Annotated in this window: 22 protein-coding genes; 5 read left to right on the top strand and 17 right to left on the bottom strand. The window is 62.3% G+C overall.

Going from position 1 to position 23,809, the window contains the following annotated elements:
• The first annotated feature begins 281 nt into the window (after positions 1-281).
• Positions 282-674 (top strand): hypothetical protein, encoded by a 393-nt coding sequence (locus tag JS541_RS03380; protein WP_214373071.1) that lies wholly within the window; start codon positions 282-284, stop codon positions 672-674.
• Here the strand turns inward: JS541_RS03380 and JS541_RS03375 are convergent.
• Positions 671-856, bottom strand: a complete 186-nt coding sequence (locus tag JS541_RS03375; protein ID WP_214373070.1) for a hypothetical protein — start codon at positions 854-856, stop codon at positions 671-673. The genes JS541_RS03380 and JS541_RS03375 overlap by 4 nt on opposite strands.
• Before the next feature lie 14 nt (positions 857-870).
• Positions 871-3,033: a type IA DNA topoisomerase gene (locus JS541_RS03370; RefSeq protein WP_214373069.1), complete on the bottom strand. Its 2,163-nt coding sequence runs from the start codon at positions 3,031-3,033 to the stop codon at positions 871-873.
• A gap of 201 nt (positions 3,034-3,234) precedes the next feature.
• Here JS541_RS03370 and JS541_RS03365 point away from each other — a divergent pair, with 201 nt between their 5' ends.
• Positions 3,235-3,654 carry a hypothetical protein gene (locus JS541_RS03365; RefSeq protein WP_214373068.1) on the top strand — a complete coding sequence of 140 codons (420 nt, stop codon included), beginning with the start codon at positions 3,235-3,237 and terminating at the stop codon, positions 3,652-3,654.
• Positions 3,655-3,671: 17 nt separating this feature from the next.
• Positions 3,672-4,025, top strand: a complete 354-nt coding sequence (locus JS541_RS03360) for a hypothetical protein (RefSeq protein ID WP_214373067.1) — start codon at positions 3,672-3,674, stop codon at positions 4,023-4,025.
• An 81-nt stretch (positions 4,026-4,106) separates the two neighbouring features.
• On the opposite strand, the gene JS541_RS03355 is transcribed toward JS541_RS03360, so the two are convergent.
• The 4 genes from JS541_RS03355 to JS541_RS03340 all read right to left on the bottom strand — a co-directional run bounded on the left by JS541_RS03355 (position 4,107) and on the right by JS541_RS03340 (position 6,479).
• Positions 4,107-5,174 (bottom strand): hypothetical protein, encoded by a 1,068-nt coding sequence (locus tag JS541_RS03355; RefSeq protein WP_214373066.1) that lies wholly within the window; start codon positions 5,172-5,174, stop codon positions 4,107-4,109.
• 27 nt (positions 5,175-5,201) lie between these two features.
• The gene (locus JS541_RS03350; RefSeq protein ID WP_214373065.1) at positions 5,202-5,621 is read right to left on the bottom strand and encodes a PIN domain-containing protein; all 420 of its coding nucleotides are present in this window, start codon (positions 5,619-5,621) and stop codon (positions 5,202-5,204) included.
• A complete protein-coding gene (locus JS541_RS03345) occupies positions 5,618-5,848 on the bottom strand; it encodes a DUF6364 family protein (RefSeq protein WP_214373064.1) in 231 nt (76 codons plus the stop codon). Before JS541_RS03345 ends, JS541_RS03350 begins: the two co-directional genes overlap by 4 nt.
• Before the next feature lie 91 nt (positions 5,849-5,939).
• Complete coding sequence (locus JS541_RS03340) at positions 5,940-6,479, bottom strand: hypothetical protein (protein WP_214373063.1); 540 nt, start codon at positions 6,477-6,479, stop codon at positions 5,940-5,942.
• A 110-nt stretch (positions 6,480-6,589) separates the two neighbouring features.
• Here JS541_RS03340 and JS541_RS03335 point away from each other — a divergent pair, with 110 nt between their 5' ends.
• Positions 6,590-7,054 (top strand): hypothetical protein, encoded by a 465-nt coding sequence (locus tag JS541_RS03335; protein ID WP_214373062.1) that lies wholly within the window; start codon positions 6,590-6,592, stop codon positions 7,052-7,054.
• Positions 7,055-7,226: 172 nt separating this feature from the next.
• Here the strand turns inward: JS541_RS03335 and JS541_RS03330 are convergent, their stop codons facing one another.
• From JS541_RS03330 to holA, 6 genes are all read right to left on the bottom strand, one after another.
• Complete coding sequence (locus JS541_RS03330; RefSeq protein WP_214373061.1) at positions 7,227-8,183, bottom strand: tyrosine-type recombinase/integrase; 957 nt, start codon at positions 8,181-8,183, stop codon at positions 7,227-7,229.
• An 813-nt stretch (positions 8,184-8,996) separates the two neighbouring features.
• Entirely contained in the window at positions 8,997-10,040 is a 1,044-nt protein-coding gene (gene tsaD, locus JS541_RS03325) for a tRNA (adenosine(37)-N6)-threonylcarbamoyltransferase complex transferase subunit TsaD (protein WP_214373060.1), read from the bottom strand.
• Positions 10,037-10,606 carry a ribosomal protein S18-alanine N-acetyltransferase gene (gene rimI / locus JS541_RS03320; protein ID WP_214373059.1) on the bottom strand — a complete coding sequence of 190 codons (570 nt, stop codon included), beginning with the start codon at positions 10,604-10,606 and terminating at the stop codon, positions 10,037-10,039. Before rimI ends, tsaD begins: the two co-directional genes overlap by 4 nt.
• The gene (tsaB, locus tag JS541_RS03315; protein ID WP_214373058.1) at positions 10,606-11,499 is read right to left on the bottom strand and encodes a tRNA (adenosine(37)-N6)-threonylcarbamoyltransferase complex dimerization subunit type 1 TsaB; all 894 of its coding nucleotides are present in this window, start codon (positions 11,497-11,499) and stop codon (positions 10,606-10,608) included. The genes rimI and tsaB overlap by 1 nt, the downstream gene beginning before the upstream one ends.
• 92 nt (positions 11,500-11,591) lie before the next feature.
• Positions 11,592-12,179: a tRNA (adenosine(37)-N6)-threonylcarbamoyltransferase complex ATPase subunit type 1 TsaE gene (gene tsaE, locus JS541_RS03310; RefSeq protein WP_214373057.1), complete on the bottom strand. Its 588-nt coding sequence runs from the start codon at positions 12,177-12,179 to the stop codon at positions 11,592-11,594.
• Positions 12,176-13,156 (bottom strand): DNA polymerase III subunit delta, encoded by a 981-nt coding sequence (gene holA, locus JS541_RS03305; protein WP_214373056.1) that lies wholly within the window; start codon positions 13,154-13,156, stop codon positions 12,176-12,178. Before holA ends, tsaE begins: the two co-directional genes overlap by 4 nt.
• Before the next feature lie 117 nt (positions 13,157-13,273).
• Here holA and JS541_RS03300 point away from each other — a divergent pair, with 117 nt between their 5' ends.
• A complete protein-coding gene (locus JS541_RS03300; RefSeq protein WP_214373055.1) occupies positions 13,274-15,862 on the top strand; it encodes a transglutaminase domain-containing protein in 2,589 nt (862 codons plus the stop codon).
• A 96-nt stretch (positions 15,863-15,958) separates the two neighbouring features.
• Here the strand turns inward: JS541_RS03300 and JS541_RS03295 are convergent, their stop codons facing one another.
• The 5 genes from JS541_RS03295 to JS541_RS03275 all read right to left on the bottom strand — a co-directional run bounded on the left by JS541_RS03295 (position 15,959) and on the right by JS541_RS03275 (position 23,725).
• Positions 15,959-17,638 (bottom strand): ComEC/Rec2 family competence protein, encoded by a 1,680-nt coding sequence (locus JS541_RS03295; protein ID WP_214373054.1) that lies wholly within the window; start codon positions 17,636-17,638, stop codon positions 15,959-15,961.
• 131 nt (positions 17,639-17,769) lie between these two features.
• The gene (locus JS541_RS03290; protein WP_240539223.1) at positions 17,770-18,414 is read right to left on the bottom strand and encodes a helix-hairpin-helix domain-containing protein; all 645 of its coding nucleotides are present in this window, start codon (positions 18,412-18,414) and stop codon (positions 17,770-17,772) included.
• 317 nt (positions 18,415-18,731) lie between these two features.
• On the bottom strand, positions 18,732-21,710 hold the full coding sequence (leuS, locus tag JS541_RS03285) for a leucine--tRNA ligase (RefSeq protein ID WP_214373053.1): 2,979 nt from the start codon (positions 21,708-21,710) through the stop codon (positions 18,732-18,734).
• 90 nt (positions 21,711-21,800) lie between these two features.
• Positions 21,801-22,766 carry a transporter substrate-binding domain-containing protein gene (locus JS541_RS03280; protein ID WP_214373052.1) on the bottom strand — a complete coding sequence of 322 codons (966 nt, stop codon included), beginning with the start codon at positions 22,764-22,766 and terminating at the stop codon, positions 21,801-21,803.
• An 8-nt stretch (positions 22,767-22,774) separates the two neighbouring features.
• Entirely contained in the window at positions 22,775-23,725 is a 951-nt protein-coding gene (locus JS541_RS03275; protein ID WP_214373051.1) for a magnesium transporter CorA family protein, read from the bottom strand.
• Between the last annotated feature and the right edge of the window lie 84 nt (positions 23,726-23,809).

Raw genomic sequence — 23,809 nt, 5'->3', positions numbered from 1 at the left:
TCCCGCCGTTCGTTTCGACGCCCATGTGGGCGTCGCGCCGGTGTACGTACACCGGCTATGCTTGCTACGACATTCCCGCCCCTGTGGGGTGGGTCGTTTTCGTTATCTCCATTTCATCGTTTTCGCTGCGTTCTTCGGCCGGACATTTTCGTTATGCATCGAGGAATGGAGTCGGTCACGGCGTGGTTCATATGTCTTGTTGCGCGACTTTGACTTTCTTCATACGATCTGCTCAGTGACCCTGTTCGCGTAGCATCTCTCAAAAAGGATTGGAGGACGGTATGCCTGCTATCACGAAGGATTCCGGAACGCTTGCCAACGGCACCTCGACGCCGGCCGCGCCGGCGGAAGTCGACATCGCGTATCTCGATGCGCAGAGGCTCACTCTGGCTGATGTGAGCGATACTGTGCTCTATGACATCTTCTATGAATCCGGCACTCAGGCCGGTGGATACATGGTCGCGTTGGAGAACGGGGCACGCAGACATGGCGACGATCGTTCGGCGCAACTGTGGGCGGAACGACGCCGTGTGATGATGGACGAACGGGATGAGGTACGTCCCTTCGATCGCGGTGCGCAGATCGCTTTCAAGATTAAATGGGATCGCATGGGACGGGAAATGAGTCGCACCCTGCAAGAGGGCACGACTCTTATCCCAACAGAGTTGGACTAGCCGCGACGGAAGAACGACAGCTTCTTGGCGGTCTTATCCTCCTCGTTCCGCTCCGAGTTCGACTGGTTGTTGTTGATCTTCGGCTTGACGACGGGGCCGTCGTTCATGGTTTCCCAGAAGTCGGGCGGGAAGAAGTTCTTGACGTCTTTTGCGGGTTCCCACAGTTCGTTTTCGCTGGTCATGGTGTCGGTTCCTTTCATCGGTCGAATTGCATGCGTACGCCGCGTTCGGGATCGATCGCGAGGATCGCGTCGAAGCCCTTTCCTGTTCGTTTGCTGACGAAGCCGGATACTCGCGTCTGTTTGCCGGCGAGCAGTTTGCGGATGGTTGCGTCGGTGAGTTTCTTGCCGCTGAGCGTGCCGAAAATCTTGAAGCCGCAACCCTCGGTCTGTTTCCATTCGCCGTCTGCGGTCTTCTCGCTTTTGTTCGATGAGCACTGCCATAGGCTGCCGGTCTTGATGACCGGTTTACCGCATCGCGGGCATACTCCGAACGATTCCTTGTCCGTCTGCGCGGGACGTGGGACGTGTGCGAGTGATGCTTCGGCTTTTTCGGGAATTGCTTCGCACAACGACGCGACCTGTGCGAGAAAGTCCCGTTCGATACCGTCGATATTGTCGCGGGACTCCGCGAGGTCGGTAAGGGTCTGTTCCCATCGGGCGGTCAGCGCAACGTCCTTGAGTTCCGGCGCGACGACCGAGATGAGCAGCCGTCCCTTGTCGGTGGATCGCAGCTGCTTGCCCTTGCGTTCGACGTAACGGCCGGACACGAGTTGTTCGATGATGCCCGCTCGCGTGGCCGGCGTGCCGATGCCTCCGGAATGCAACGCGTCGTCGTCCAGGGCGTGCTTGAGGTCTTTGTCTTCGAGCGTTCGGCTGGCGTGTTCCATCGCGGACAGCAAGGTGGCTTCGGTGTATGGTTTCGGCGGTTTCGTCTCTCCCTGCTTGACGGTCACGGGACCGATCGGTCTGGTGGCGATGCCGTCGGTGAGATTCGCCGGGATGACCGAACGCACAGGGTCGGTTTCATCGTTGTTTTCTTCCGTTGCGGCTGCCGGCTCGGGGCTGATGCCCTTCCATCCCGGCGTGATCGTTTCGTCCGATCTGCTGGTCCAGATCATGTCGTCGTCGCCGTCGAGTTGCGCTTCCACGGTGGTGACGAGATGCGTGTGGTCGTCGCCGATCGCCTCCCACATGCGGCGCACGATTCGCACGGCCACATGGCGTTCGCCGTCGGTCAGGCCGGCGAGTTTGCTGCCGTCGAGTTGCAACGTGGGCAGTATCGCCGTGTGCCCGGCGACCTTGCCGTCGTTGACGGTCAGCTCAAGCCGGGGCGCGGGCGTGAGCGTGTGCCGGTCCACGAAGCCTTGCACGAGTCGCTGCGAGCCGGTCAGCTGTTGCAGCATGGGCAGGTCGTCGCCGGTGATGTACTGGCTGTCCGTGCGCGGATAGGTCGCGAGCTTCAGTTCATACAAGTGCTGTAGCGCGGCGAGTGTGGCTGCTGCGGTCATGCCGTGAAGACGGCTCATGTCCTTCTGCAACGAGGTCAGATCGTACAGTCGTGGCGGCTTGTCGTGCACGGTCTTTCGTTCCGTCTTGAGGATGCGGAAGACGCCGTTTTCGGCTTCGGCACACAGGTTTTCCGCGACGGCCTGGCTGTCGATCCTGGGACTGGTGAGATGCCATCCGCCCATGTCCGCGATCACGGTCCAGAACAATGTCGGCTTGTGGCCGGCGATCTGTTCGTCGCGCGCGACGATCATCGCGAGCGTGGGCGTTTGCACGCGTCCGACGTTCAATCGTTGGCGGTATGTGAGTGTGTAGGCACGTGTCGCGTTCATGCCGATCAGCCAGTCGGACTTGGCCCGCGCGTCGGATGCGGCGGCCAGTCCCTGATAGTCGTGAATTGGCTTCATGCCCTGCCACGCGCTGCGGATCGCGCGTTCATCCAGACTGGCGACCCATAGGCGTAATGCGGGCTTGTGGATGCCGGAATGGGCGACGATGCGGTGGAAGATTCCCTCGCCCTCACGGTCGGGATCGCACGCGTTGACGAGCGTGTCGACATCCGGTCGGCGCATGAGAGAAACGAGCGTACGGTAGCGGCTGCCGGCTCCTTTTTCGCTTCTAATCTTCCACTTCCACTGCTGCGGGATGATGGGCAGTTGGTCCATTGACCAATGCGGGTCCGACCATTGTTCGTACCCGTCGGGTTCGGTCAGATCGACCAAGTGGCCCTGCGCCCACGAGACAAGGTTTCCGTCTGCCTGGATGTAGTCGTCCGACTGTTGCGGGTTCGGGTCGAGCGCCTGCGAAATGGCTAGGGCGACCGATCTTTTCTCCGCGATCACGAGTCTCATTGCGAGTCTCCTTCTGCACGAATCTTCCTATGCTGTTCCATTCCAGATTCGTTCCAGACCCGCGTTTTTTGGACGGACACAGAACACGTTCGCTTGCTCCGCCGTTAGCTTGGCTGCTTTCGATAATGTCCGTCCAAAACCTGTGTTGCCGCTGGTTATGGTGCTTCTGTCGATACGAGTTTTTGGACAGGAGGACCGATCATGTCGAAGCCTAGGGAACGTAACAAGGTGATGCGTCAGCTCGCTGCGGATGCGCTTGAAGCCGAGTTCGAGGCGTTGAAGCAACGGCGTGCCGCGTTGGCGGAATTGGGTGTGCAGTTGGACGATATGCGGTATGCGATCGATGAGTTCCGTACCGCTGCCGCCACGCTGGAGAAGGAACAATCGATCAGCCGCTCGTACATCGCCGAGGCGTTGCAGATGACCTCGCGAGAGAAAGCCGCCGTATGGCCGCCGAAGAGTCGCAAGGAGCGTCAGGGAAAGAAAGACGATTCGACGGACGGACAGTCCGTTGATGAATCAGTCGATGCTGTGGTTCCCGAAGATGCATCTGGTCTTTTGACGAATCGTTCCGACGATTCGCCGGCTTCTTATTCGTATGCCTCGCAGCCGCAGTACTGAAGGGATATTCGGGTTAAATGACGAGTTCGGAAATTGAGAAACTATCGGGACAGCTAGAACGTCTTCAGGAAAAAGAGACACGATTAAAAGCTCGACGACAGCAGATCCTCGCACGTCAGCGCACACGCTTGCGCAAGGCGCACGATAGACGTCTTTTCGAGGTTGGACGAATGATTGAGCGTGAGCTTAACATGTGTTTCGATGAAGACGACAAGGTTGCCGCGTTGGGTCAGGCTCTTAATGTCTACATTCGTCTTAAGGATGCTGCTCCATCCCGTATCGCCGATGAACTATCATCATCGATGCGTGCGTTCCTTCGCGACTGGGAAGCGACCCGGAAACTTGCCGAGATGACTGAATCGGCAAGTTGATATCACGTTCGCTTCGGTCTTCTTCATATGGAAACGGGATGATGCTGCGCATTATCCCGTTTCGTTTCTCGCGCCTTTGGATTAGCGGATTGCGCTACGCGGTCCTCTGGTTTTCTGATCGGCGGTCTGAGATGTTTGCGCGCGGCGTTCGGCTCGTTCTTTGATGGAGGAAAGCACTCGGACTTTCTGCCCACCGCGAGCTTGCTGAGGTTCTTGCGGTTCTGCGCTGCGTTGTGAGCGCATCTTCTCGAACGCGGGGACGAATACGCTTTCGTACCGTTGGTGGATGACTTGTCGGTGGTATTCGCGGTATTCGTCGGTGCAGATGGTTATGCCGAGCGATTGTTCCGGGATCGAGTCGAGCAGTTCATCGAACTTGTGCGGGTCGAATGCGGCCATGAACCGATCCAGCGCCTGGTTGCAGTCGTCGTCTTGCAAGGAGCTTATGTACTTCAGAGGTGCGATGGGCCGCCCTGCATCGTTGAGGTAGCAGGATCGCACGTCGAGCACGTCTCGCCGCAGCAGGTCGGGATCATGTAGGTGCTCCGCTATGGCGCGTGGCGTGCGCTTGTTGAAGAAGCTGCTGCCATTGTCATAGACCGGCGCGAGTCGCGGCTGCCCGTTGCCTGTGAGCACGCCCCAGTTGGTGTTGTTCCGGTCGATGTTGCGAATGAACGCGTCGACTACGAACATGTCCCAGAATCGTTCGTTGACTCCTTGTATTTCATGCAGCAGCGGGTGCCGGTTGATGGCGGCTCGTACGTCTGCGAGGATGACGCTGCGGCCGGAGGATGGGGCGTCGGAGAAGCCGGGTTCGTCGTCCGAAAGGGAGTTTTTCAGATCGCGGAATTCGACCAGACGGGTGCCGTCCGCTACGAAATCACGGCATGCGCATACGATTCGGGCATCGCGGATGCCGAGCGTCGTTTCGTGTACGGGAATGCCCAGCATCTCATAGACATGTGATCCGAGGTATTCGGAAAGCGGTGCCGAAGTGTATGAGGGCACCGATCCTTGCATGTTGCGCGTGGGTCCTGGATATTTCAGCATCCAGTCGGCTCCGTCGTACACGACTCCGACCTTTCGTCCGGCGTCACCGCCGTAATACCGGTAGGACAGGGGGCTGCTCTCGAAATTTATGATCTTCATCGGTTTCGATTCCTTTTGGATGGACGGTCATTCTGCTGCGAGGCGGGCGAGGTATTCGGCCGGCGTGACTGCGGGCACCGGCGAAAGGGTGAAGTCCTTCACGTTGTTCGTGATGATGGCGTCCGCCTGTTCGCGTTCGGCGATCGCCGCGATGAAGGAGTCCTCGGTGTCCTTGAAATCGTAGGATAGTCCGCGCAGGATGGCGGTCTCGTCCAAGGCCGCCACATGAGCGATGCCGAGGCACAGCGACAACGCCTGCCTTGCCTTGTCACGTCCCTTGTTCGATTCGACGATATAGGCTATGGTCGCGGCCGAGTGCGCCGGCATGAGCAGTTCATAGCCGGGGCGGGACCATAGGTCGAGAACGGGCGCTGACGATTCGCACAGCGTCCCGCGCTCCAGGATCACGTCGAGGAACACGTTCGTGTCGATCAACAGCCGTGTCATCGGTTCCTCTCCAGAAGGTGACGCTTGTAGTCGTTCTCGTCGGCCGGACCGCTGCCGATGCCCATAAGGGCGCGCACCGGCGATGAAAGGTTCGCCCCGCTTGTTTCGCTGCCCAATGTTTGCAGGTAGTCCTCCACGATGGAAGACAGCGTGCGTCCTTGTTTGCGCGCGTATTTCTTGCCGTTCTCGATGACTTGTTCATCGATGCTGAGGGTGAGCTTGCTCATGTCGACGCCTTTCCCATCACTGTACGTATATATATTTAATTATATACGTATACCCGTTTCCGGGTCAACAAGAATTCACCCTCTAATGTCTTCATGCATCCGGGTCGTCCATCGCTTCCATGTCGACGAGGTGGAGGTTGCGTCGTGTTGCTTTGAGGTTGCGCCATGCCAGCGCCTTTGATGCGACCGGCAGGTCGCGGCCTTCGGGATATCGCAGCTCGCCGAGGAACTGCGATGGTTGCAGGCTGGTGTGGGTGAATTCGATGACGCCGTACCGGGTGACGTATTCGCCGGATCGGCCGGTGGTGGAATAGGTGCGGCGGTCGACGGGAATCTGGCTGATGACACCGTACATGCTCAATGCGCTTTCCAGGCTCTCATAGGTGAGTTCGCCGCGTCGCAGCGTGCGGGCGATCAGATCGAGCGTGTCGCCGTAGCGTTTGCCCAGCGGGTAGACGTAGACGTTGCGGGCGGGCCGTTCGAGGATGCCGGCCTTCACGAGACGGTCGAGGGTGTCGTTGAACGTCTCCTCGGGTTCCTTGAACAGCTTTCGCAGGTCGGTCTTCTTGTACACGTAATGCCGACGCCGGTCCCAGTAGTCGAGAATTCTGATCGCTTCAGCTTGTCTCATGTTCACCAGTGTACGCGAATTGTGTATAAACACACTATTCACGTAGAGTTGTAGTGTTGTCCGGTTAGTATTGATGGACAACAGAGAAGTTATGGGACGAAGGAGTTGTCATGCCCGTGTTTCTCGCTTTCGAGCTTGTGTTCATGATCGTCATGGCGCTGATCGCCGTCGCGCTGGCGGTGCTGGCCTTGGCCGTCGGCCTGATCACGCATCCGTTGCGTACGATCGCGTGGCTGCTGAACAGGATCGCTTCCGTGGTCGGCGGCCTCGCCCTTATCCTTGCTCTTCTGGCGTGGTTCGGTTATGACCACACGAAAAGCGATTTCGCTCCGGTGTTTTGGGGCAGTGTGGGAACAATCGCTGCGTGCGTGTTCTTGATATTGCTGACTCAGTGGTTTCTTGACCGTCCGACGCGTGCCGAGCGTCGAGCGATGGAGATGCAGCGGTTGGAGCAGGAACGCGAGTATGAGCAGCGGGTGCGGGAACGTCTCGCGTGGGAACGCGAGCAGCGGCGGCAGTCTGAAGTCGGCTCGTATATCGACGTCCAGCCCGCGTACATCCATGATGAGCGGTAGCCGTCTTGGCATATCAGTATTTGATTGGCCGAAGTCGCCGCAATAGTGTTCTCGCGGACGCGACGACACGTCATGTCCTTTTCCGGGGGCAAAAGTTGCTTTTTAATCAATTTGCCCCCGCTGCAAGCGGCTTATTTTCTCATTTGCCTTACGCGAATGGTGTGTTAATGCACTATTCGCGTTCTGCCGTTGATAGGTGTGTCATGCCGATTCTTGCCGTGTTGATGTCGTAGGCGACGATATCCGTGCCGACGATCGGGTTGGCGGGTCTGGTGATGATGAGGTCTGTTCTGGTTGCTGATTCGACCGCGTTGCGCATCTCGTCCTGTACGAGTCCGATGTAGCGCATGGTGGTGGCGATGTTGGCGTGGCCGAGCATGCGGCTTACGAGGACGATGTTGCAGCCGTTGCGGTAGTAGGAGACGGTCGCGAACCTTCGACGGAGACTGTGCGAGGGGTAGCCGGTGGCTCGTTTGATGCGTTTTGCGACGTAATCGACGCCGCAGTGGCCGCCTACGGTTCCGGGGAACAGCCACATGCCTTCGCGTTTGCGCAGCACGGCCGCCAGACGTGCGGGGACCGGCATGGTGCGTTCCTTGTTGCCTTTGCCGTGGATGAGCAGCAGCAGTCCGTTCGGGGTTTCCTGTAGGTCGCTCATGAGATTGATCCGGGTCATCTCGGCTCTGCGTAGGCCGCAGAACGCGCCGAGCATGACGGCGAGCCTCGTGTCTTCCTCGGGACTGGCGATGCCCTGTTCGATGTGGTCCTCGGGGCATATCTGGCCGGACGGCAGCGACATGGGCATGGTCGGCACTTCGTCTGCCGGGTTGCGTGACGCGATCCCGTGCTGCACGGCCCAATCGTAGAAGCTCTTGATGCAGCTGCGCATGCCACGCCGTCCTTCGGTGCCCATATCGGCGATGTAGAAGATCAGATCGTCGCCGGTCACGTCGGCTACCGGTTTATCGACCTTTCTGGAGAACCGGTTTATCTGGTACCAGCGCGTGCGCATCGTCTCCTTGGATCGGCCCAGTGCCCGCTGCCATTCGATCCATTGCTCAAGAGGTTCTTGCCAGTCGTCGCGAGGTTCGACGTGTGCGCAGTTTCGGCGGGTACTCCAGTAATTCATTCGCATGCTCCTTCGCATAGAAAAAGGGAGGTGATGTAACCCCATCACCTCCCGGAAGCAATGCTATTCCAGGCCGGTCACTCGTGTTCGGCGCAGCATGCGCACGACGATGAAAGACTCAAACCCCAGATCGCGTACAGCATCGTGACGAACCGACTCGATACGGTGAACCATACCGTCCTAGTGTCTTCATCCTGACTCTCGCCGTTTGCTGCCTTGTAGAAGCCGATTTCGTCAGATTCCGACTGTATATCGGACGGTCGCTGGTTCAAGCCCAGCCGCAGGAGCTTATTTGAGGCCTCGGAACTCATGTTCCGAGGCCTCTTGCTATCCATGCATTGGGTTAAACCCAGTACATTCCGTCAACTTCCCGGGCATACGGCCGGTTCCCGTCCACAAAACGGGCGTAAGCCCGGGAGGGGATCCGCAAGCCAACATCGTCCCCGGGCATACGGCCGAATCAGGTCTTCAAACCGGCCGTATGCCCGGGAGGAGGCATCGCCCCGGTTCTCTCCCGGGCATACGGCCGGCCATCGCCTCCGAAACGGGCGTAAGCCCGGGAGAGAACCTGCAAAACCAACAACCCTCCTGGGTTCGCCGGTTTCATAGCCGGGAACGGCCGTGAGCTCGGAAGAGTGGAACCATTGGTACGACGAGATGCTCATTCCCGGGCTTACGGCCGGTACGGGGTGCGACAGCGGCCGTAAGCCCGGGCGGCGGATGCCAGAGTCGGGCTTGCGAGTCTCAGTGGGGGGCGGCCTCTACACCCGGCCAAAGCGCCCGCGAAGGCAGACCGCCGCGCCCGACAACGGGCTACATGCTGATCTTGGTCAGCGGCATGGCCGAGTCGATCGCGAAATCGGGCGCGGACGGGGCCACGCCGGCCTCGACCAGATTCACGCCGAGCATGGCGACCATCGCGCCGTTGTCGGTGCACAGCTTGATCTGCGGGATGCGCACTTCGACGCCGCAACGCTCGCCGTATTCGAGCAGCTTGGCGCGCAGCTGCGAGTTCGCGGAGAATCCGCCGCCCACGATCAGCGACTTCGACCCGTACTGCTCGCATCCACGCATCGCCTTGCGTGCAAGCACGGTCGCCACCGAATCCGCGAGTGACGCGCACACGTCGTCCACCGGGATCTCACGCCCGGCCGCCTGCTGTTCCTCGATCCAGCGGGCCACGGCGGTCTTGACGCCCGAGAAGCTGAAATCGTACGGGTGCGCGGCCCCGGCCTTGCCCTGCGTCAGTCCCTGCGGCACGCGGATGGCCTTCGGATCGCCGTGCTGCGCATGCCGGTCGATGTGCGGGCCACCCGGGTACGGGAAGCCGAGCAGCCGCGCCACCTTGTCGAAGCACTCCCCCGCCGCGTCATCGAGCGTGGTGCCGACCACGTCGATGCGCCGCGCCACGTCCTCGACATGCAGCAGCGACGTGTGACCGCCCGACACGATGAGCGCAAGCGTGTCCGGCGGGAACGCGCCGAACTGCAGTTGCGTGACCGCGATATGCCCGATCACATGATTGATGCCGTAGATCGGCTTGCCGGCCGCCCATGCGAGCGCCTTCGCGCCCGACACGCCGACCGCGAGGCATCCGGCGAGGCCCGGCCCGGCGGACACGGCGATCGCGTCCACGTCCGACAGTTCCAGCCCGGCGTCGGCGAGCGCCTGCGAGACGCACGGCACGAACGCTTCGGCATGCGCGCGGGAGGCGATTTCGGGGATGACGCCGCCGTATCGCGCGTGTTCGTTCATGGATGAGGCGACGACGTTGGAGCGTAGGGTGCGGCCCTGTACGATGGCCGCGGCGGTTTCGTCGCAGGTCGATTCGATGCCCAGTACGATCGGTTCGCTCATATCGTCTCCTCGTGGTTCGTGCGTTCCGTATGCTCCGTGTCAAGATGGCTTGCGTCCGCATCGTGTGCGCTTTGGAAGCCGACGACGTGCGGTTCCAGGTCCAGTGCCATGACGTGCGCGTCGATGCCTTCGGGCTGGTAGTACCGTTTGCGCAGTCCGATGTTCTCGAATCCGAATCGGCGGTACAGCGCGATGGCCGGATCGTTGACGACGCTGACTTCCAGCAGGATGCGCCGTGCGCCCTGTTCGCCAGCCCGCCCGATCAGCCAGGTCATCATCGCGGCCGCGATCCCCTGCCGCTGGTGTGCCTTGCCGACGCCGACGTCCATGATCTCCGCGTCGTCGCCGTCGTACCAGTAGCCGGCGAATCCGCGCACATCGTCCGGCTGTATCGTGCCGCCCTTCCGCTCGTCCGCAACGTCGAACACGTACGTGCGCGCGGGTGCGTCGAGTTCCTGCCGTATCGACGTTTCGCTCCACGCGTGGCTGCCGAACAGTTCGACCTCGAGCGCACGCACCGCGGCGACGGCCGTTTCGCGGTCGAGTTCGTCCAACGATACGAGCATCAGGCGGTCCTTTCCGCGCCGGCATGGTTGAGCACGTGCTTGAGCGGCGCGGGGATCTCCGCGTCCGGTCGGCGCAGGTACAGCGGTTCGACCGGCACTTTCTTATCACCGCGCAGTTCGCGCGACAGTGCGATCGCCGAGAACAGCGCCACGCCGTCCGTTCCGGCGTCCAGTATCGAACCGTCGACGACCGATCCGAGAGCGTCGCCAAGACCAGTCCACGCGGATGCATATTTGGCCGCGCCGTGACCGGCCACGTCCACGATGTAACGCACGCCATCCCGTTCAGAACGCTCGTCGATCACGTCATGCACGCGTTCGACGATCCGTTCGGGATAGTCGATGTCCATGCCGATCCAGCGACTGCCGTCGGCCTCATCATCGGGCATGCTGATCGTGCCGTGGATGAGCGTGAAGTACAGCTGCTTGCGTCGCGCGTCGTTCACGCACAGGGTGACGTGACGATCAAGTTCGGCGTCCCCTGTCCGCGCGGCCGTATCGTCGGGATTCCCTGACACGCCGGCCGGCACGAGCCGTGGCAGTCCGACCAGAAAGTCGACGCCGGCGAACATATCATGCCCGCCCATGACGGCGGCCAGCATCTCGTGCTGCGGTTCGAGCACGTTCTGCCCGACGAGCTTCGCACCGGTCGCGAACGCGAGGGCCTTGGCCGTGACGATGCCGGCGCGTAGGCCGGTGAACGGGGCCGGACCGATGCCGACGACGATCGTTTCGATGTCGGACGGCGCAAGCCCCGCGTCGTCGATCGCCCGCGCGATGTTGACCTGCAGTCGTTCGACGTGGGTGCGCGAGTCGGTTTCGACGATCGGTTCGCGTCCCACGATACCTACGGTCGAACCGTACGACGTGTCGATCACCAGCGTGCAGCCCATGCGTGTCTCTCCTTGATCGTGACTGATCCCGAACGATGCGTCCGAAAAACCTGTAGCGAGTCTACAACAAGGAGTCCCGCATCCCTTATCCGTTAGTCGATCGTCCACGAATCCCATCGTGCGCCGACCGGCACCAGCGTGACCACGCGCGTGCCGTCGCTGGTCAGCTCGTCGTCCGCGTCGCCATCTCCTGCCGGATCATGGCCAGACGACCGCAGCGGCCGGTCGATGTGGATTTCCAGCCGCTGCGGCGCGAGCGCGGCGGCCATCTGCTCGCCCCACTCCATAAGGATCACGGTGTTCGCGCTCGGATCCTCGAGTTCCTCGTCGAGTCCGAGCGACTCCAATTCGTCGAGCAGCCGGCCGATCGCGTCCTGACCGGGAGCGTACGCGCTGCCGCCGAGCCGATATGCGTCGACGTGCACGAGATGCGCCGGTGCGCCGTCGGGGAACCGGCCGTCCAGTTCGCGGGCGATGGTGAACGTCGGGGAGACGATCGGCTCGCCGATGCCCAGCCCCCGGCCGAATCCTTGCGCGAACGTGGTCTTGCCCGCGCCGAGCGGACCAGACAGCAACAGCACGTCGCCGCCGTGCACCTGCCGCGCGACCCGCTCCCCCAGCGCGCGCATGTCGTCGTCGGTGGGTACGTCGATGGTGATGCTTCGACTCGTGTCGTTCATGATTCCCTTCCCTTCCTGCTGATCGCGGTCAGGCAGCGTTCGAGCGCATACACCGGGTCGCCGCCGTTCGTCTTGCTCTGCTCGTCCGCCCATGCGAGCAGTCGGATGCACCGGCTCATGCCGTCCGACGTCCATCCGGAGAGCTGGCGTTGCGCGTTCTTGAGCACCCACGGGTTCATCTTCGCCTCGGCCTGCGAGATCACGCCCGAGCGCACGGCCGACGCCTTCGCCATCGAACGCAGCTTCATCGCGAGCGCGCCGATGAGCGCGATCGGGTCGGTGCCCTGCTCGACCGCGGACCGCATCTGGATGATCGCCTCGGCGGTGCGCCCGGCGACGGCCGTGTCGGCGACCGCGAAGCCGGTGACCTGCGGGTTGGCGGTCAGGTATTGGTTCACGCGGTTCAGACCAATCGGGTCGTCGTCGAAGTCGAAGCACAGCTGGTCGCACATGGCGGCCAGTTCGCCGGTTTTCTCGCCGAGCACGGCGACGAGCTGCTGGGCCGCGGCCGGGTCGACGCGCCGATGGTTGCGTTCGAACCGGCCGATCGTGAAATTGAGCTTCGCATCGGCCTTTTTGAGATCGGCCACGGTCTCCTTGCGGGCGCCGGCCTTCTCGAGCTGGTCGACGACACGCTTGCCTTTCATGCCGCCTTCGTGCTGGCAGATGACGATGCTGGCGTTCTTCGGGTCGGCGCATGCCTCCTTGCAGTAGGCGATCATCGCGTCGGCGAGTTTGTCGTCGGCGTTCTGCAGGTTGGTCACGGTCACGATCGCCGTGTCCGAAAGCAGCGACGGGCCGACCGCCTCGTCGAACTCGTAGCGGTCGGCGTCGCCGGCGTCGAGTTCGATCAGCTCCGCATCGGGACGGCGTTGCCGCGCGCGCTGCCGCAGATCGCGCACCGTCTGCCCGTTCAGATACGGGTCGCCGCCGAACACGATGGTGAACGGCGCGTTCTTGCCTGCCTTGTTTGCCATGCTCCCCAATCTCGCCGCAACGTTGGACAACACCAGGGCCAAATCCGTGGAGGCCCGGCCTTGGACGGGTAGGATGATGCTGACAATGACGCGCAAGCGAACAAAGGGGTTTCCACCATGACACAACAGCCGAACGGCGGCACCGCGGACAACGGTGACGCACAGCAACCTCAATATCATCCGCAGCAGCCGTATCAACAGTTCTCGTCCCCGCAACCGGCCGGGCAACAGTATCCGGCACCTGTCGGTCAGCCGTATCAGGCACCATACGCTGGGCAGCATCAGTCACAGCCCATGCCACAACCACAACCGCAGTCGGCCGCGAACCCGGCGGGACCATATCCGCCGCAACCTTACCCGGCTCAATCGCAACAGCCGTACCGGCAACCGCAGCATCCCAACCAGCAGCCGTATCCCGGCCAGCCGTATCCATTCCCCGCGCAGCCGCAGCCGACCGGACCGGGCGCCAACGGCAAGCGCAGGAGGAAGTGGCCGTTCATACTGATCGCGGTCCTCGCCGTCATCGCGTGCGTCATCGGCGGCCTGTTCGTTGCAAACTCCCATTCGGATAACAAGTCCGCATCGCTGCCCACGGCCGAACAAGCGTACGGCAGCGCCCTGCCGGCATCCAAGTACGAGTTGAGGGACCCGATCGCGGTCGATATCTACCACGAGTTCCGCATCACGCTCAAGGGCAAGGCCTCGGTCGTCCCGGACGATTACTGGGTGTTCAAACTCAAGGGCGCCGACATGACGACATTCGACTGCGCGAAGGTCTATCAGGACGCCGCGCTGTCCGTGCCGGTCCCGACCAGCGCGAACGCCGGCATGCCGGAAAGCGACAAGGACGGCAACGGCGTCATCGACGTCGGCGGCGAGATGGACATCCCCGAGTACTTGCGCGACGGAAACGACGACATCGGCAGCGATCACGGATTCCTGCCGTCCGATGGCTACTATTACGTGCAGTACATGGGCGAGGACGGTTCGAAACTCGCCAAGCCGATCGTCCAGTTCTTCAAGGTCGTCAATCCGACCGATGTCGAACAGCTCTCCCCCGTGAACGGCATCACGCCCACCGTCAACGCGCAGGGCGGCGTCGACATCTCGTGGAGCAAGCTCGAGGGCGCGAAGTCGTACAACGTGTACGCCTACATCGTCACCCCGCAGGTCGGCCAGCCCGGCGACGACTACTTCGCCGAAGAGCGCAGCACGGTCACGAAGATCGGCTCGTCCACGACGACCACGCTGCTGTCGAAGGACTACGACAAGCCGAAAAGCCACCAGCTCGTCGACGGCACGGACGCCGTCTACAGCCAGAACGAGGCCTACCAGTCGCTTGCCGTGGAGAGGCAGGACGCGATCGATTCCTGCCAGAACGCGACGGACGAATACTGCGCGAACATACTGCAGCAGGCCGGCGGCTCGTACGATCCCGGTTCGGCGGGCAAACTGTACTTCATCGTCACCGCGGTGGATGCGGACGGGCATGAAGGCCGATGGCGCGCGGTTGACGCAAGCAGCATCGTGCCGTCGATCCCGCTGACGACGGCCGAGCACGCTCGCGTCAGCCAATGGTTCTACGGCCTGAGCGGCGCGTTCGGCGAGAAGAACACGGCCGACGAATCGATGCAGGCATACGCCTACACGTTCGTGACCATGGCCAACGGCGCGACCGCCCCGATTCCCAGCACGTTCAGCGACCTACGCCGCGACGAGAACTCCTCCAGCAGCTGGCGGTTCACCGTCTCCGCCCCCGGAACGATGATCACCAACTCCGGGTCCCTGTACTACGAGGGAGACCTGAACCAGGCATTCGCGCAGATTACTCAGGCCGCGCTCCGAGCACTGCCGAAGGCTGGCGGCGTGCTCGACCGCATCAACGCGGTGCGAGGCGATACCGACTGGAGCGGTTACGACGCGAAGGACATCGACTCGGACACGAAACAGTCCCAGTACTTCACCTACGCGTCGACCGAATACGGCACGTACCTCGCCAACAACATTCTCAACGGCCACGAGGTCATCGATATCACCGACTACGCCACGGACGACTATCAGGTGAGCACGTCGGACGTGATGAATGAGGTAATCAGCCAGAACCCGTATATACGCACCGATTCATCCGGCGTGTCTTACACCGTGCGCAAGAAGGGCGACCGGACGGTGATGTGGGTGCACTATCCGCAGGACTACGCGAAACGTCAGCAGCAGATTGCTGATTTCGTGGATTCCGTAAAAGGCAGGTTCCAAGGCTCCGCACGGGACAAAGCAATCGCGATAGACCAGTTCCTCGCAGCGCGTATGACCTATGACTACGATGCCTTGAACAGCGTCGGAAAGAACGGCGAAGGCAGCGCGTTCGAATCCTCGCAGTCCTCCGAACAGTATCCGAACGCATGGAGCGCCTATGGCATGGTGGACGGCAAGGGCGTATGCCTGGCATACGCGTACGCCTACCAGCTGCTGGCCAAGGCCGCTGGGCTCGACACGCGAGTGGTGATCGGTTCCGTGACCGGCACCACCGCCAGTCACGCGTGGAATTACGTGGACATCGACGGCACGTGGCTGCTCGTCGATTCGACGTGGGATGACGATGGCGATACGGCCATCGATAAGTACCAACTCAAGGACAAATCCGAAGTGAGCGATCACCAGGCCTTCAACGACCAGTGGACCCTCGCCTCCCAGTCCGGCCAGTACTGAGCAGCGTTGTCAACGGCGTGAGCGGACGTTCGACCGCGATGATCGGACGTCCGCTTTCGTTTGCCTCGCCCACGAATCATGCCGTCGCCGATTCGCTTACCGGCGCCAGTCCCGTTCAAGGAACGTCTTGGTGTGGGCGAACCAGAGGGCGATGCGCGTGCGCGGGCCCGGACGAAAGGGCTTTCCAGGCAGCTCGGGGCAGGAATCGCTCAGGCGACGGGTGAGACGGACGCCGTATAGGAGCACGGCGACGAGCATGGCTTCCGCAAGGAGCATGAGCAGTGCGCCGGGCAGATTGCCGGATGTTTGTCCACCGGACGGGTCGGCGGGCCATGCGATGACGGCGTAGCGACCGGAGGCGAGCCATGCGGCGATGCGTTCCATGACCTGCGTGCCACATGATGCCGTCCATGCGAGCAGGAAACCCAGTGTCGGGCTTGCCCATGCGACGAGCAGCGCGGCGAGACCGGCCATTGTCGCGAATCCGACGAACGGGCTGACCAGCAGGTTCGCCGGCACGGAGGCAAGCGAGAGCTCAGGCTCCATGAGGATCTGTATTGGCAGGGTCAGCGATTGTGCGGCAACGGTCATGCCCAGCGATTCAGCCAGCACTTTCGGCATCACGGATTCCATCCATGTTCCGAGCGGCCGCGAGAACAGCACGATGCCGAGCACGGCGGCGCAGGACAGCGCGAACCCGTAGCTGCGCGCCATTGTAGGATCGGCCAGCAATACGCCGATCACCGTCCAGCTCAGCGCGCTCACCGACTGGCCACGCCGACCGACGTACAGCGCCACCGCGCCGAGCAATCCCATGACGAGCGCGCGCAACACGGAATCGGATGGGTACATGGCCGCGGCAAGCAGCAGGTACGAGGCCGCCACGAGACCGGCGACCAGCCGACGTGGCATGAGCAGCCGCGCGCACAGTCGTCGGATCAGGTCGGCGACGAGCATGAAATGACCTCCCGAGACGGCCATGAGATGCATGATGCCGGATCGACGGAAATTGTCTTCGACCAGTTCGGTATACGCCTCCTCGACCGGTGATTGCGCATGACGCTGCCTGTCGTATACACCGTCGCCGATGTTGACGTGATCCTGACCGAGCACGCCGAGCGTCAGACCCGGCACGAGCACGCGTCCCTGGTCGGAAAGCCGCTCGGTGACGGAGAAGAACGACTGCTGCATGACTGTGATCGTTCGCCGCGGCAGGGTCGGCGCACGGATCGTTTCAGGCATGCCAGATGAAGGTTCGGTGATCAGCCAGAGCGGCTGTTTACCGTATCGTGCCTGTTGCAGGACGCCATGGATGCGAATGACGGAACCGTGTGCGAGTTGCGCGCATGCCGTTCCGGATGCGAATAGGCGCAGGGAGGCGAGCGAGGATTGCGCGACAGAACCGTCCGACAACGATCGCAGGACCGCGTCGGTCTGGCAGTCCGCGTCACGTAAGGTGGAAGCTGTAGGCGGCGTGATGATGCGCATGGTTGCGATGACTGCGGTTTCGGCGGTTCGACGTGCCGCCCGGGTGGCGGGGTCGTGCCATTGGGCGAGCGCGACGGACAGGGTGCTGATACCGCAAAGGCATACGGCGACGATGAGCACGGTGAGAGCGGCACGGGAGGACGCGTATGCGATACAACAGGCGACAAGGATCGCAAGGAGGAGAACGGCGAGGGATAGAACGTCCGGCGCGTCGGAACCCATGAACAGGTTGAACGCCTGATGGACGGCCAGACTTGTCATCCATACGACGAACGCGACGGGCAGCATGCGCCAGTCGCGACTCCCCTGCTCCCTGTGTGACGTAATGCCGGCAGTTGTTTTCCCGTATCGGCGGCCGCCGGATCTCAATCCACCATGCCGCCCGTTCGAAACAATTCGGCCGCGCCGTATCCGTCTGTTCATCGCACCGCCACCTCGTCTCTGATTTTGGCGAGGGTTTTCGTGCCGATGCCCTTGACATCGAGCAGCTGGTCGACGCTGGTGAACCGTCCGATCGCCTTACGATGCGCGAGGATACGTTCGGCGGTGACCGGGCCGATGCCCTTGACGGTCTGTAATTCCTCGGACGTCGCGGTATTGAGATCGATTCTGCCATCATCGGTGGGAACGGGTTGCGCCGGTTCGGCCGCCGACGAGTCAATGGATGTTTCGCCTCCGCTCTGTTCGGCGTCGTCACCATTTGTCGTCGTTCCGTCAACATCGTCATTCTGCACACCGAAACCGGAGTCGGAGGAACGACTGTCTGATCGGGTGTCATCACCGGCCGACGTATCCATTCCATCACCGATTCCGGTACGGGACGACGAATCGGACGAACCGGATGCCACGGACGAGGTCTGAGCATCGGTCAGTACCCGTTCGTAACGGATCGCTTGCCGGACGAGCATGGTCAGGCTGGCGCACAGCATCGTGGCAAGTATCAGCACCGCCGTCGCCGCATGGATCGGTTTGAACGCCGTCCGCGGCCGGTCACGCCGCAGACGATGCTCCTCATGCGCGGTGTCCGATGAACGTACGCCGGCAAGCATGCCGAGTGGTGGCATCCGATCGGTTCGCCTCCGAGCATCCGGCCTGCTCGGAGGCGGCGGAGGATGCAATTCGACGGATACGTCACCGTTTCGCGCCGCAGAATCCGTGGATGCGGCTTGTGGATGATGTGTCTGCATCGCATGGCTCAATGATCCGAGACGACGCGATGCCACTTCGCCGCCGTCCGCCGACGAATCCTGATCGATATGCAAGATGCCCATGCATCCACAGTGAGGGATGCATGGGCATCTTGTCCAGTCAGACCGGGGTATGTGGTCGAACGGTCAGGTTATCCACAATACGCCGGAAAAACGGACTTTCCCCGGTTCGATCACTCCGCAGGCACGATGGAGACGATCTTTGGCGCCTTGACGATCACCTTGCGCGGGGTCTTGCCGCCGAGACGGTCGGCGACGGCCTCGAGCGCCATCTTCTCCAGGTCGGCCGGGTCGATGTCGGGCGAGACCTCGAGCTTGGCGCGGATCTTGCCCTTGATCTGCACGACCGCGGTCACCGTGTCCTGACCGACGTAACGCTCGTCGGCTACCGGCCACGGCTCGTGCGCCAGCGACTCGGCGTGGCCGAGGCGCGCCCACAGCTCCTCGCAGATGTGCGGCGCGATCGGCGAGAGCATGAGGATCAGCGGCTCGACGGCGGCGCGCGGCACGGTGCCGAGCGAGGTCAGGTGGTTGTTGAGCACGATGAGCTTGGAGATCGCGGTGTTCGGACGCATGCCTTCCATCTCCTCGGTCACCTCGGCGATCGTGTTGTTGAGCGCCTTGAGGGTCTTCGCGTCCAGCGCATCCTCGCTCACGTGCACCTCGCCGGTGTTCTCGTCCACGACGTTGCGCCACAGGCGCTGCAGGAAGCGCATGCCGCCGACCACGTTGCGCGTGTTCCACGGACGGGAGTCCGCTAGCGGGCCCATGCTCATCTCGTACAGGCGGAACGTGTCCGCGCCGTAGTTCTCGTACATGTCGTCCGGCGTGATGATGTTCTTGAGGCTCTTGCCCATCTTGCCGAACTCGCGGTTGACGTGCTCGCCGTGCCACGTGAACGTCGGTTCGCCGTCGGCGCCGGCGGGGCCTTCTTCGACTTCGGCGGCCGGCACGTACTGGCCGCGGTCGTCGGTGTAGGCGAACGCCTGGATCATGCCCTGGTTGAACAGCTTGTGGAACGGTTCGGCCGAGTCCACGTAGCCGAGGTCGAAGAGCACCTTGTGCCAGAAGCGCGAGTACAGCAGGTGTAGCACGGCGTGCTCGACGCCGCCCACGTACAGATCCACGCCGCCTTCGTCACCCGAATACTTGTTGTGGTTCGGGCCCATCCAGTAGTCGAACTCGTCCTTTTCGACCATGTGGGCCGTGTCGGTCGGGTCGATGTAACGCATGTAGTACCAGCAGGAGCCGGCCCAGTTCGGCATGGTGTTCGTATCGCGGTAGTACGTCTTCTTGCCGTCGCCCAGGTCAAGTTCGACCTTGACCCAGTCCTCGTTGCGGCTCAGCGGCGCCTCCGGGTTGGATTCGGCGTCCATCGGGTCGAAGGTGCGCGGCTGGTAGTCGGGCACGTCCGGCAGGTTGATCGGCAGCGCGGAGTCTGGCAGCAGGTGCGGGGTGCCGTCCTCGCCGTAGACGATCGGGAACGGCTCGCCCCAGTAGCGCTGGCGGGAGAACAGCCAGTCGCGCAGACGGTACGAGACCGTGCCTTTACCGACGCCGGCCTCCTCGAGCCATGCGTTGACCTTGGCGATCGCGTCGTCGACGCGCAGGCCGTTGAGCGAGAGCGCGTCGCCCTTCGCAAACGTCGCATCGACAGCGGAGTTGATGACGATGCCGTCGTGCGAGACGAACGGTGCCTTGCCTTCGTAGTTGGCGAGGTCGTCGCCGGATTCCGGCAGCGGCTGGACCGTATAGATGACCGGCAGACCGTACTTCGTCGCGAAGTCGTAATCGCGCTGGTCGCCGCCCGGCACGGCCATGATCGCGCCGGTGCCGTAGTCCATGAGCACATAGTCGGCGGTGAACAGCGGCAGCTTGACGCCGGTGATCGGGTTCACGGCATACAGGCCGGTGAACAGACCGGTCTTCTCGCCGGCCTCCTCGACGCGGTCCTTCGCGGTCTTCGACTCGGCGGCCAGACGATACGCCTTGACGCCTTCGGCCGGGGTCGCGTAACCGCCCTTCCAAGATTCCGGAACGTCGGCCGGCCATTCGGCGGGCACGTAGTGCAGCAGGTCATGCTCCGGGGAGACGACGGCGAACGTGGTACCGAACAGGGTGTCGGGACGGGTGGTGTAGATCTCCATGTCCTTGTCGCCCTCGGCAGTGGCGACGGTGAAGTGCACGGACGCGCCGTGACTCTCGCCGATCCAGTTGCGCTGCATGAGCTTGACCTTCTCCGGCCAGTCGATGCCGTCGAGGTCCTCGATCAGACGGTGGCCGTACGCGGTGATGCGCATGGACCACTGGCGCAGCTCGCGCTGGAACACCGGGAAGTTGCCGCGCTCGGACTTGCCTTCGGCGGTGACCTCCTCGTTGGCGAGCACGGTGCCCAGGCCCGGGCACCAGTTGACCGGGGACTTGGAGATGTAGGCGAGGCGGAAATCGTTGAGAATGTCCTGCTGCTCGGCCTCGGTCAGATCGCCCCACGCGACGCCGTCGGATTCATGGCCCGGAATGGCCTTCTCGCCATTCTCGAACTTGGCGACGAGCTCCGAGATCGGACGGGCGGAGCCCTGCGAGCCGGACGGGTTCTTGGCATCCTCGTCGTACCATGCGTCGTAGATACGCGAGAAGATCCACTGCGTCCAACGCACGTAGCCGGGGTCGATGGTCGCGAACGAACGGCGGTTGTCGAAGCTCAGGCCCATGCGGTGCAGCTGGCGGCGCATGTTGGCGATGTTCTGCTCGGTGGTGATGCGCGGATGCTGGCCGGTCTGCACGGCGTACTGCTCGGCGGGCAGGCCGAACGCGTCGTAGCCCATGGCGTGCAGCACGTTCTCGCCCTTCATACGGTGGTAGCGCGACACCACGTCGGTGGCGAGGTAACCGAGCGGGTGGCCGACGTGCAGACCCTTGCCGGACGGGTAGGGGAACATGTCCATCGCGAAGAAGGCGGGGCGGCCGTCCGCGTTGCGGCCCTTGCCGTCTTTGAGGTCACCGTTGACGTTGGCGGCCCAGAAGGTGCCTTCGTCGTCCCACTTCTTCTGCCACTTGGTTTCGATGTCCTGCGCGAGCGCCGCATTGTAGCGGAACGACGGCTCGGCGGGGGTGTCGGCCGCCTGCGCGGTCGTGTTCTTCTCATTAGCCATACGGTGAATTATTGCCATGCAACTGGACACGGCCGCATGATTCCGCCCATTGCGACCGCATCATGATTCCACGGATGATTCCGGGGCGTGTCAGTATGTCGTGACGGTCGGAGATGACAGCGGTGACGGCCGGTATCCGAACGGCATGAGATCGGCGTCGACGTACTGTCGCCACGAGCCGTCGTCGAGCATCGCCCGCAGCGCCGCGGTGATCTTGCCGGCGAGTTCGGTGCGGTCGTGTCGCACGGCGATGCCGTAGCTCAGACCGTCATCGTCCGACGAATCCGTGACGAGCCGGTACGAGCCGCGCCGGTCGTGCATCAGTCCCGGCAACGTCGCCTCGTCGCCGGCGACCATGTCGACCGATCCGGCCATGAGCGCGGTCATGCACTGCCCATACGTGTCGTAGGTCTTCACCGTCACGTCATCGCGTCCGGCGATCATCGCGCGTTCGGCCGTGCCGTTCACCGCACAGACCGTCGTATTGCGCCTTACGTCACCGTTTGTCTTGTCGTGACCCACGGCGACATCGTGCTGATCGGCGATGGCCGTGCCACTGTCCGTCGTATCGAACAGATCCGCGACCGCATCCCCGCCCAGTGTCTCGTCGTCGTGCACCAGCACGGCCGGCCGAACGTCAAGATACGATCCGGCGAACGCGACGTTCTTCGCGGCCTCATCAGTCATCGTGAATCCGGCGACCACCATGTCGGCGCGGCCATCATCCAATGCCGTGTCCCGTTCCTGCGGCCGGACCTGCACGAACACGATCTGCTTGCGGCCGTAGCCGAGCGCCTTCGCCACATACGCGGCCACGTCGATGTCGAATCCGGAGTATGCGCCGTCATGCCAGTATCCCAATCCCGGCAGGTCAGAGGAGACGCCGATCGTGATCGTCGGCCCCTGCGGCTGTCCGGATGTAGCGGACAACGCATCGGCATCGGTCGTCGCGGAAGAACCCGCGCCGGAAGTCCCGCAGCCGGCCAACGGCAGCATCGACAGCACGAGCGCACACGCGGCCGCACCCAGCCGACGCCGCACGATACGGCCATTCACGCTCACGCTCATTTGAACATGCGCGAACGGGTGAGGAACCACGTCACCACGGCGGACAGGGCGACCGAGATTACGATGATCGCGACGAAACCCCACGGCTTGTCGCTCAACGGCATACCGAGCATGCCCTCCTGGAAGTTCATGCCGTACATGGAGAAGATGAGCGTGGGCACCGACAGCGTGATCGAGATGATCGTGAAGATGCGCATCACGTTGTTCAGATTGTTCGACACGATCGAGGCGAACGCGTCGGTCATGTTCGCGAGAACGCCGCTGTAGATGTTCGCCATCTCGATGGCCTGCTTGTTTTCGGTGATGACGTCGTCGAGCAGGTCCTCGTCGTCCGGATACTGCTTGATACGGCTCAGGGTGGTGAGCTTCTCCATCACGATTTCGTTCGACTTGAGCGACGTGGTGAAGTAAACCAAGGTCTTGCTCAGCTCCATGAGCATCACGATCTCGCGGTTCTGCATGGAGTGGCGGAGCTTCAGTTCGAGCTTGTCGCTTTCGCGGTCGATGATGCGCAGGTAGCGCAAGTACATGGTCGCGTTGCGGTACAGGATCTGTAGGATGAACCGCGAGCGCATGAACGTGTTGAAGCCGCGGATCGTGCCTTCCATGAACGGGTGGAGCACGGGCGTGTCCTGCATGCATACGGTGATGATGAGGTTCTGCGTGACGATGATCGACAACGGGATCGTCTCGTACCAGTCGCGGCCGCCGCGCTCCTCGACGGTCGGGATGTCGACGATGACCATCGTGTAGTCGTCCTCGACGTCGACGCGCGAGCGTTCCTCGTCATCCAGCGGGGCGCGCAGGTCGGCCAGGTCGATGCCGGTCTGCTGGGCGATGGTGGCGAGTTCCACGTCGGTCGGTTCGCTCAGGGATATCCATGATCCGTTCTCGGGTTTCTGTACCTGCTCCACTTGGCCGTTGATGGTGCTGAAGATTCTCAACATGTCTCGTTCACCTGCCCTTCCGCCGTGCGATTGCGGCGCGTTGCCCCGCGTCGATTCAAACCGAGACAAGAATAGTCCCTACGG

The sequence above is a fragment of the Bifidobacterium sp. SO1 genome (assembly GCF_018555335.1).
Lineage (GTDB): Bacteria > Actinomycetota > Actinomycetes > Actinomycetales > Bifidobacteriaceae > Bifidobacterium > Bifidobacterium simiiventris.
The sequence above is the reverse complement of the archived record's forward strand: the minus strand, read 5'-3'. Positions and strand labels throughout refer to the sequence as shown.

Coding starts and splice junctions, on each gene's coding strand:
- JS541_RS03355 (WP_214373066.1), bottom strand. CDS start 5,174: ATGAAGATCATAAATTTCGAGAGCAGCCCCCTGTCCTACCGGTATTAC.
- JS541_RS03380 (WP_214373071.1), top strand. CDS start 282: ATGCCTGCTATCACGAAGGATTCCGGAACGCTTGCCAACGGCACCTCG.
- leuS (WP_214373053.1), bottom strand. CDS start 21,710: ATGGCTAATGAGAAGAACACGACCGCGCAGGCGGCCGACACCCCCGCC.
- JS541_RS03300 (WP_214373055.1), top strand. CDS start 13,274: ATGACACAACAGCCGAACGGCGGCACCGCGGACAACGGTGACGCACAG.
- rimI (WP_214373059.1), bottom strand. CDS start 10,606: ATGCTCGTATCGTTGGACGAACTCGACCGCGAAACGGCCGTCGCCGCG.
- tsaD (WP_214373060.1), bottom strand. CDS start 10,040: ATGAGCGAACCGATCGTACTGGGCATCGAATCGACCTGCGACGAAACC.
- JS541_RS03335 (WP_214373062.1), top strand. CDS start 6,590: ATGCCCGTGTTTCTCGCTTTCGAGCTTGTGTTCATGATCGTCATGGCG.
- JS541_RS03275 (WP_214373051.1), bottom strand. CDS start 23,725: ATGTTGAGAATCTTCAGCACCATCAACGGCCAAGTGGAGCAGGTACAG.
- JS541_RS03350 (WP_214373065.1), bottom strand. CDS start 5,621: ATGACACGGCTGTTGATCGACACGAACGTGTTCCTCGACGTGATCCTG.
- JS541_RS03360 (WP_214373067.1), top strand. CDS start 3,672: ATGACGAGTTCGGAAATTGAGAAACTATCGGGACAGCTAGAACGTCTT.
- tsaE (WP_214373057.1), bottom strand. CDS start 12,179: ATGAACGACACGAGTCGAAGCATCACCATCGACGTACCCACCGACGAC.
- JS541_RS03295 (WP_214373054.1), bottom strand. CDS start 17,638: ATGCTGCCCGTCGCGTTCGTCGTATGGATGACAAGTCTGGCCGTCCAT.
- JS541_RS03330 (WP_214373061.1), bottom strand. CDS start 8,183: ATGAATTACTGGAGTACCCGCCGAAACTGCGCACACGTCGAACCTCGC.
- JS541_RS03365 (WP_214373068.1), top strand. CDS start 3,235: ATGTCGAAGCCTAGGGAACGTAACAAGGTGATGCGTCAGCTCGCTGCG.
- holA (WP_214373056.1), bottom strand. CDS start 13,156: ATGGCAAACAAGGCAGGCAAGAACGCGCCGTTCACCATCGTGTTCGGC.
- JS541_RS03290 (WP_240539223.1), bottom strand. CDS start 18,414: ATGCCACCACTCGGCATGCTTGCCGGCGTACGTTCATCGGACACCGCG.
- JS541_RS03370 (WP_214373069.1), bottom strand. CDS start 3,033: ATGAGACTCGTGATCGCGGAGAAAAGATCGGTCGCCCTAGCCATTTCG.
- JS541_RS03340 (WP_214373063.1), bottom strand. CDS start 6,479: ATGAGACAAGCTGAAGCGATCAGAATTCTCGACTACTGGGACCGGCGT.
- JS541_RS03345 (WP_214373064.1), bottom strand. CDS start 5,848: ATGAGCAAGCTCACCCTCAGCATCGATGAACAAGTCATCGAGAACGGC.
- JS541_RS03375 (WP_214373070.1), bottom strand. CDS start 856: ATGACCAGCGAAAACGAACTGTGGGAACCCGCAAAAGACGTCAAGAAC.
- tsaB (WP_214373058.1), bottom strand. CDS start 11,499: ATGGGCTGCACGCTGGTGATCGACACGTCGTACGGTTCGACCGTAGGT.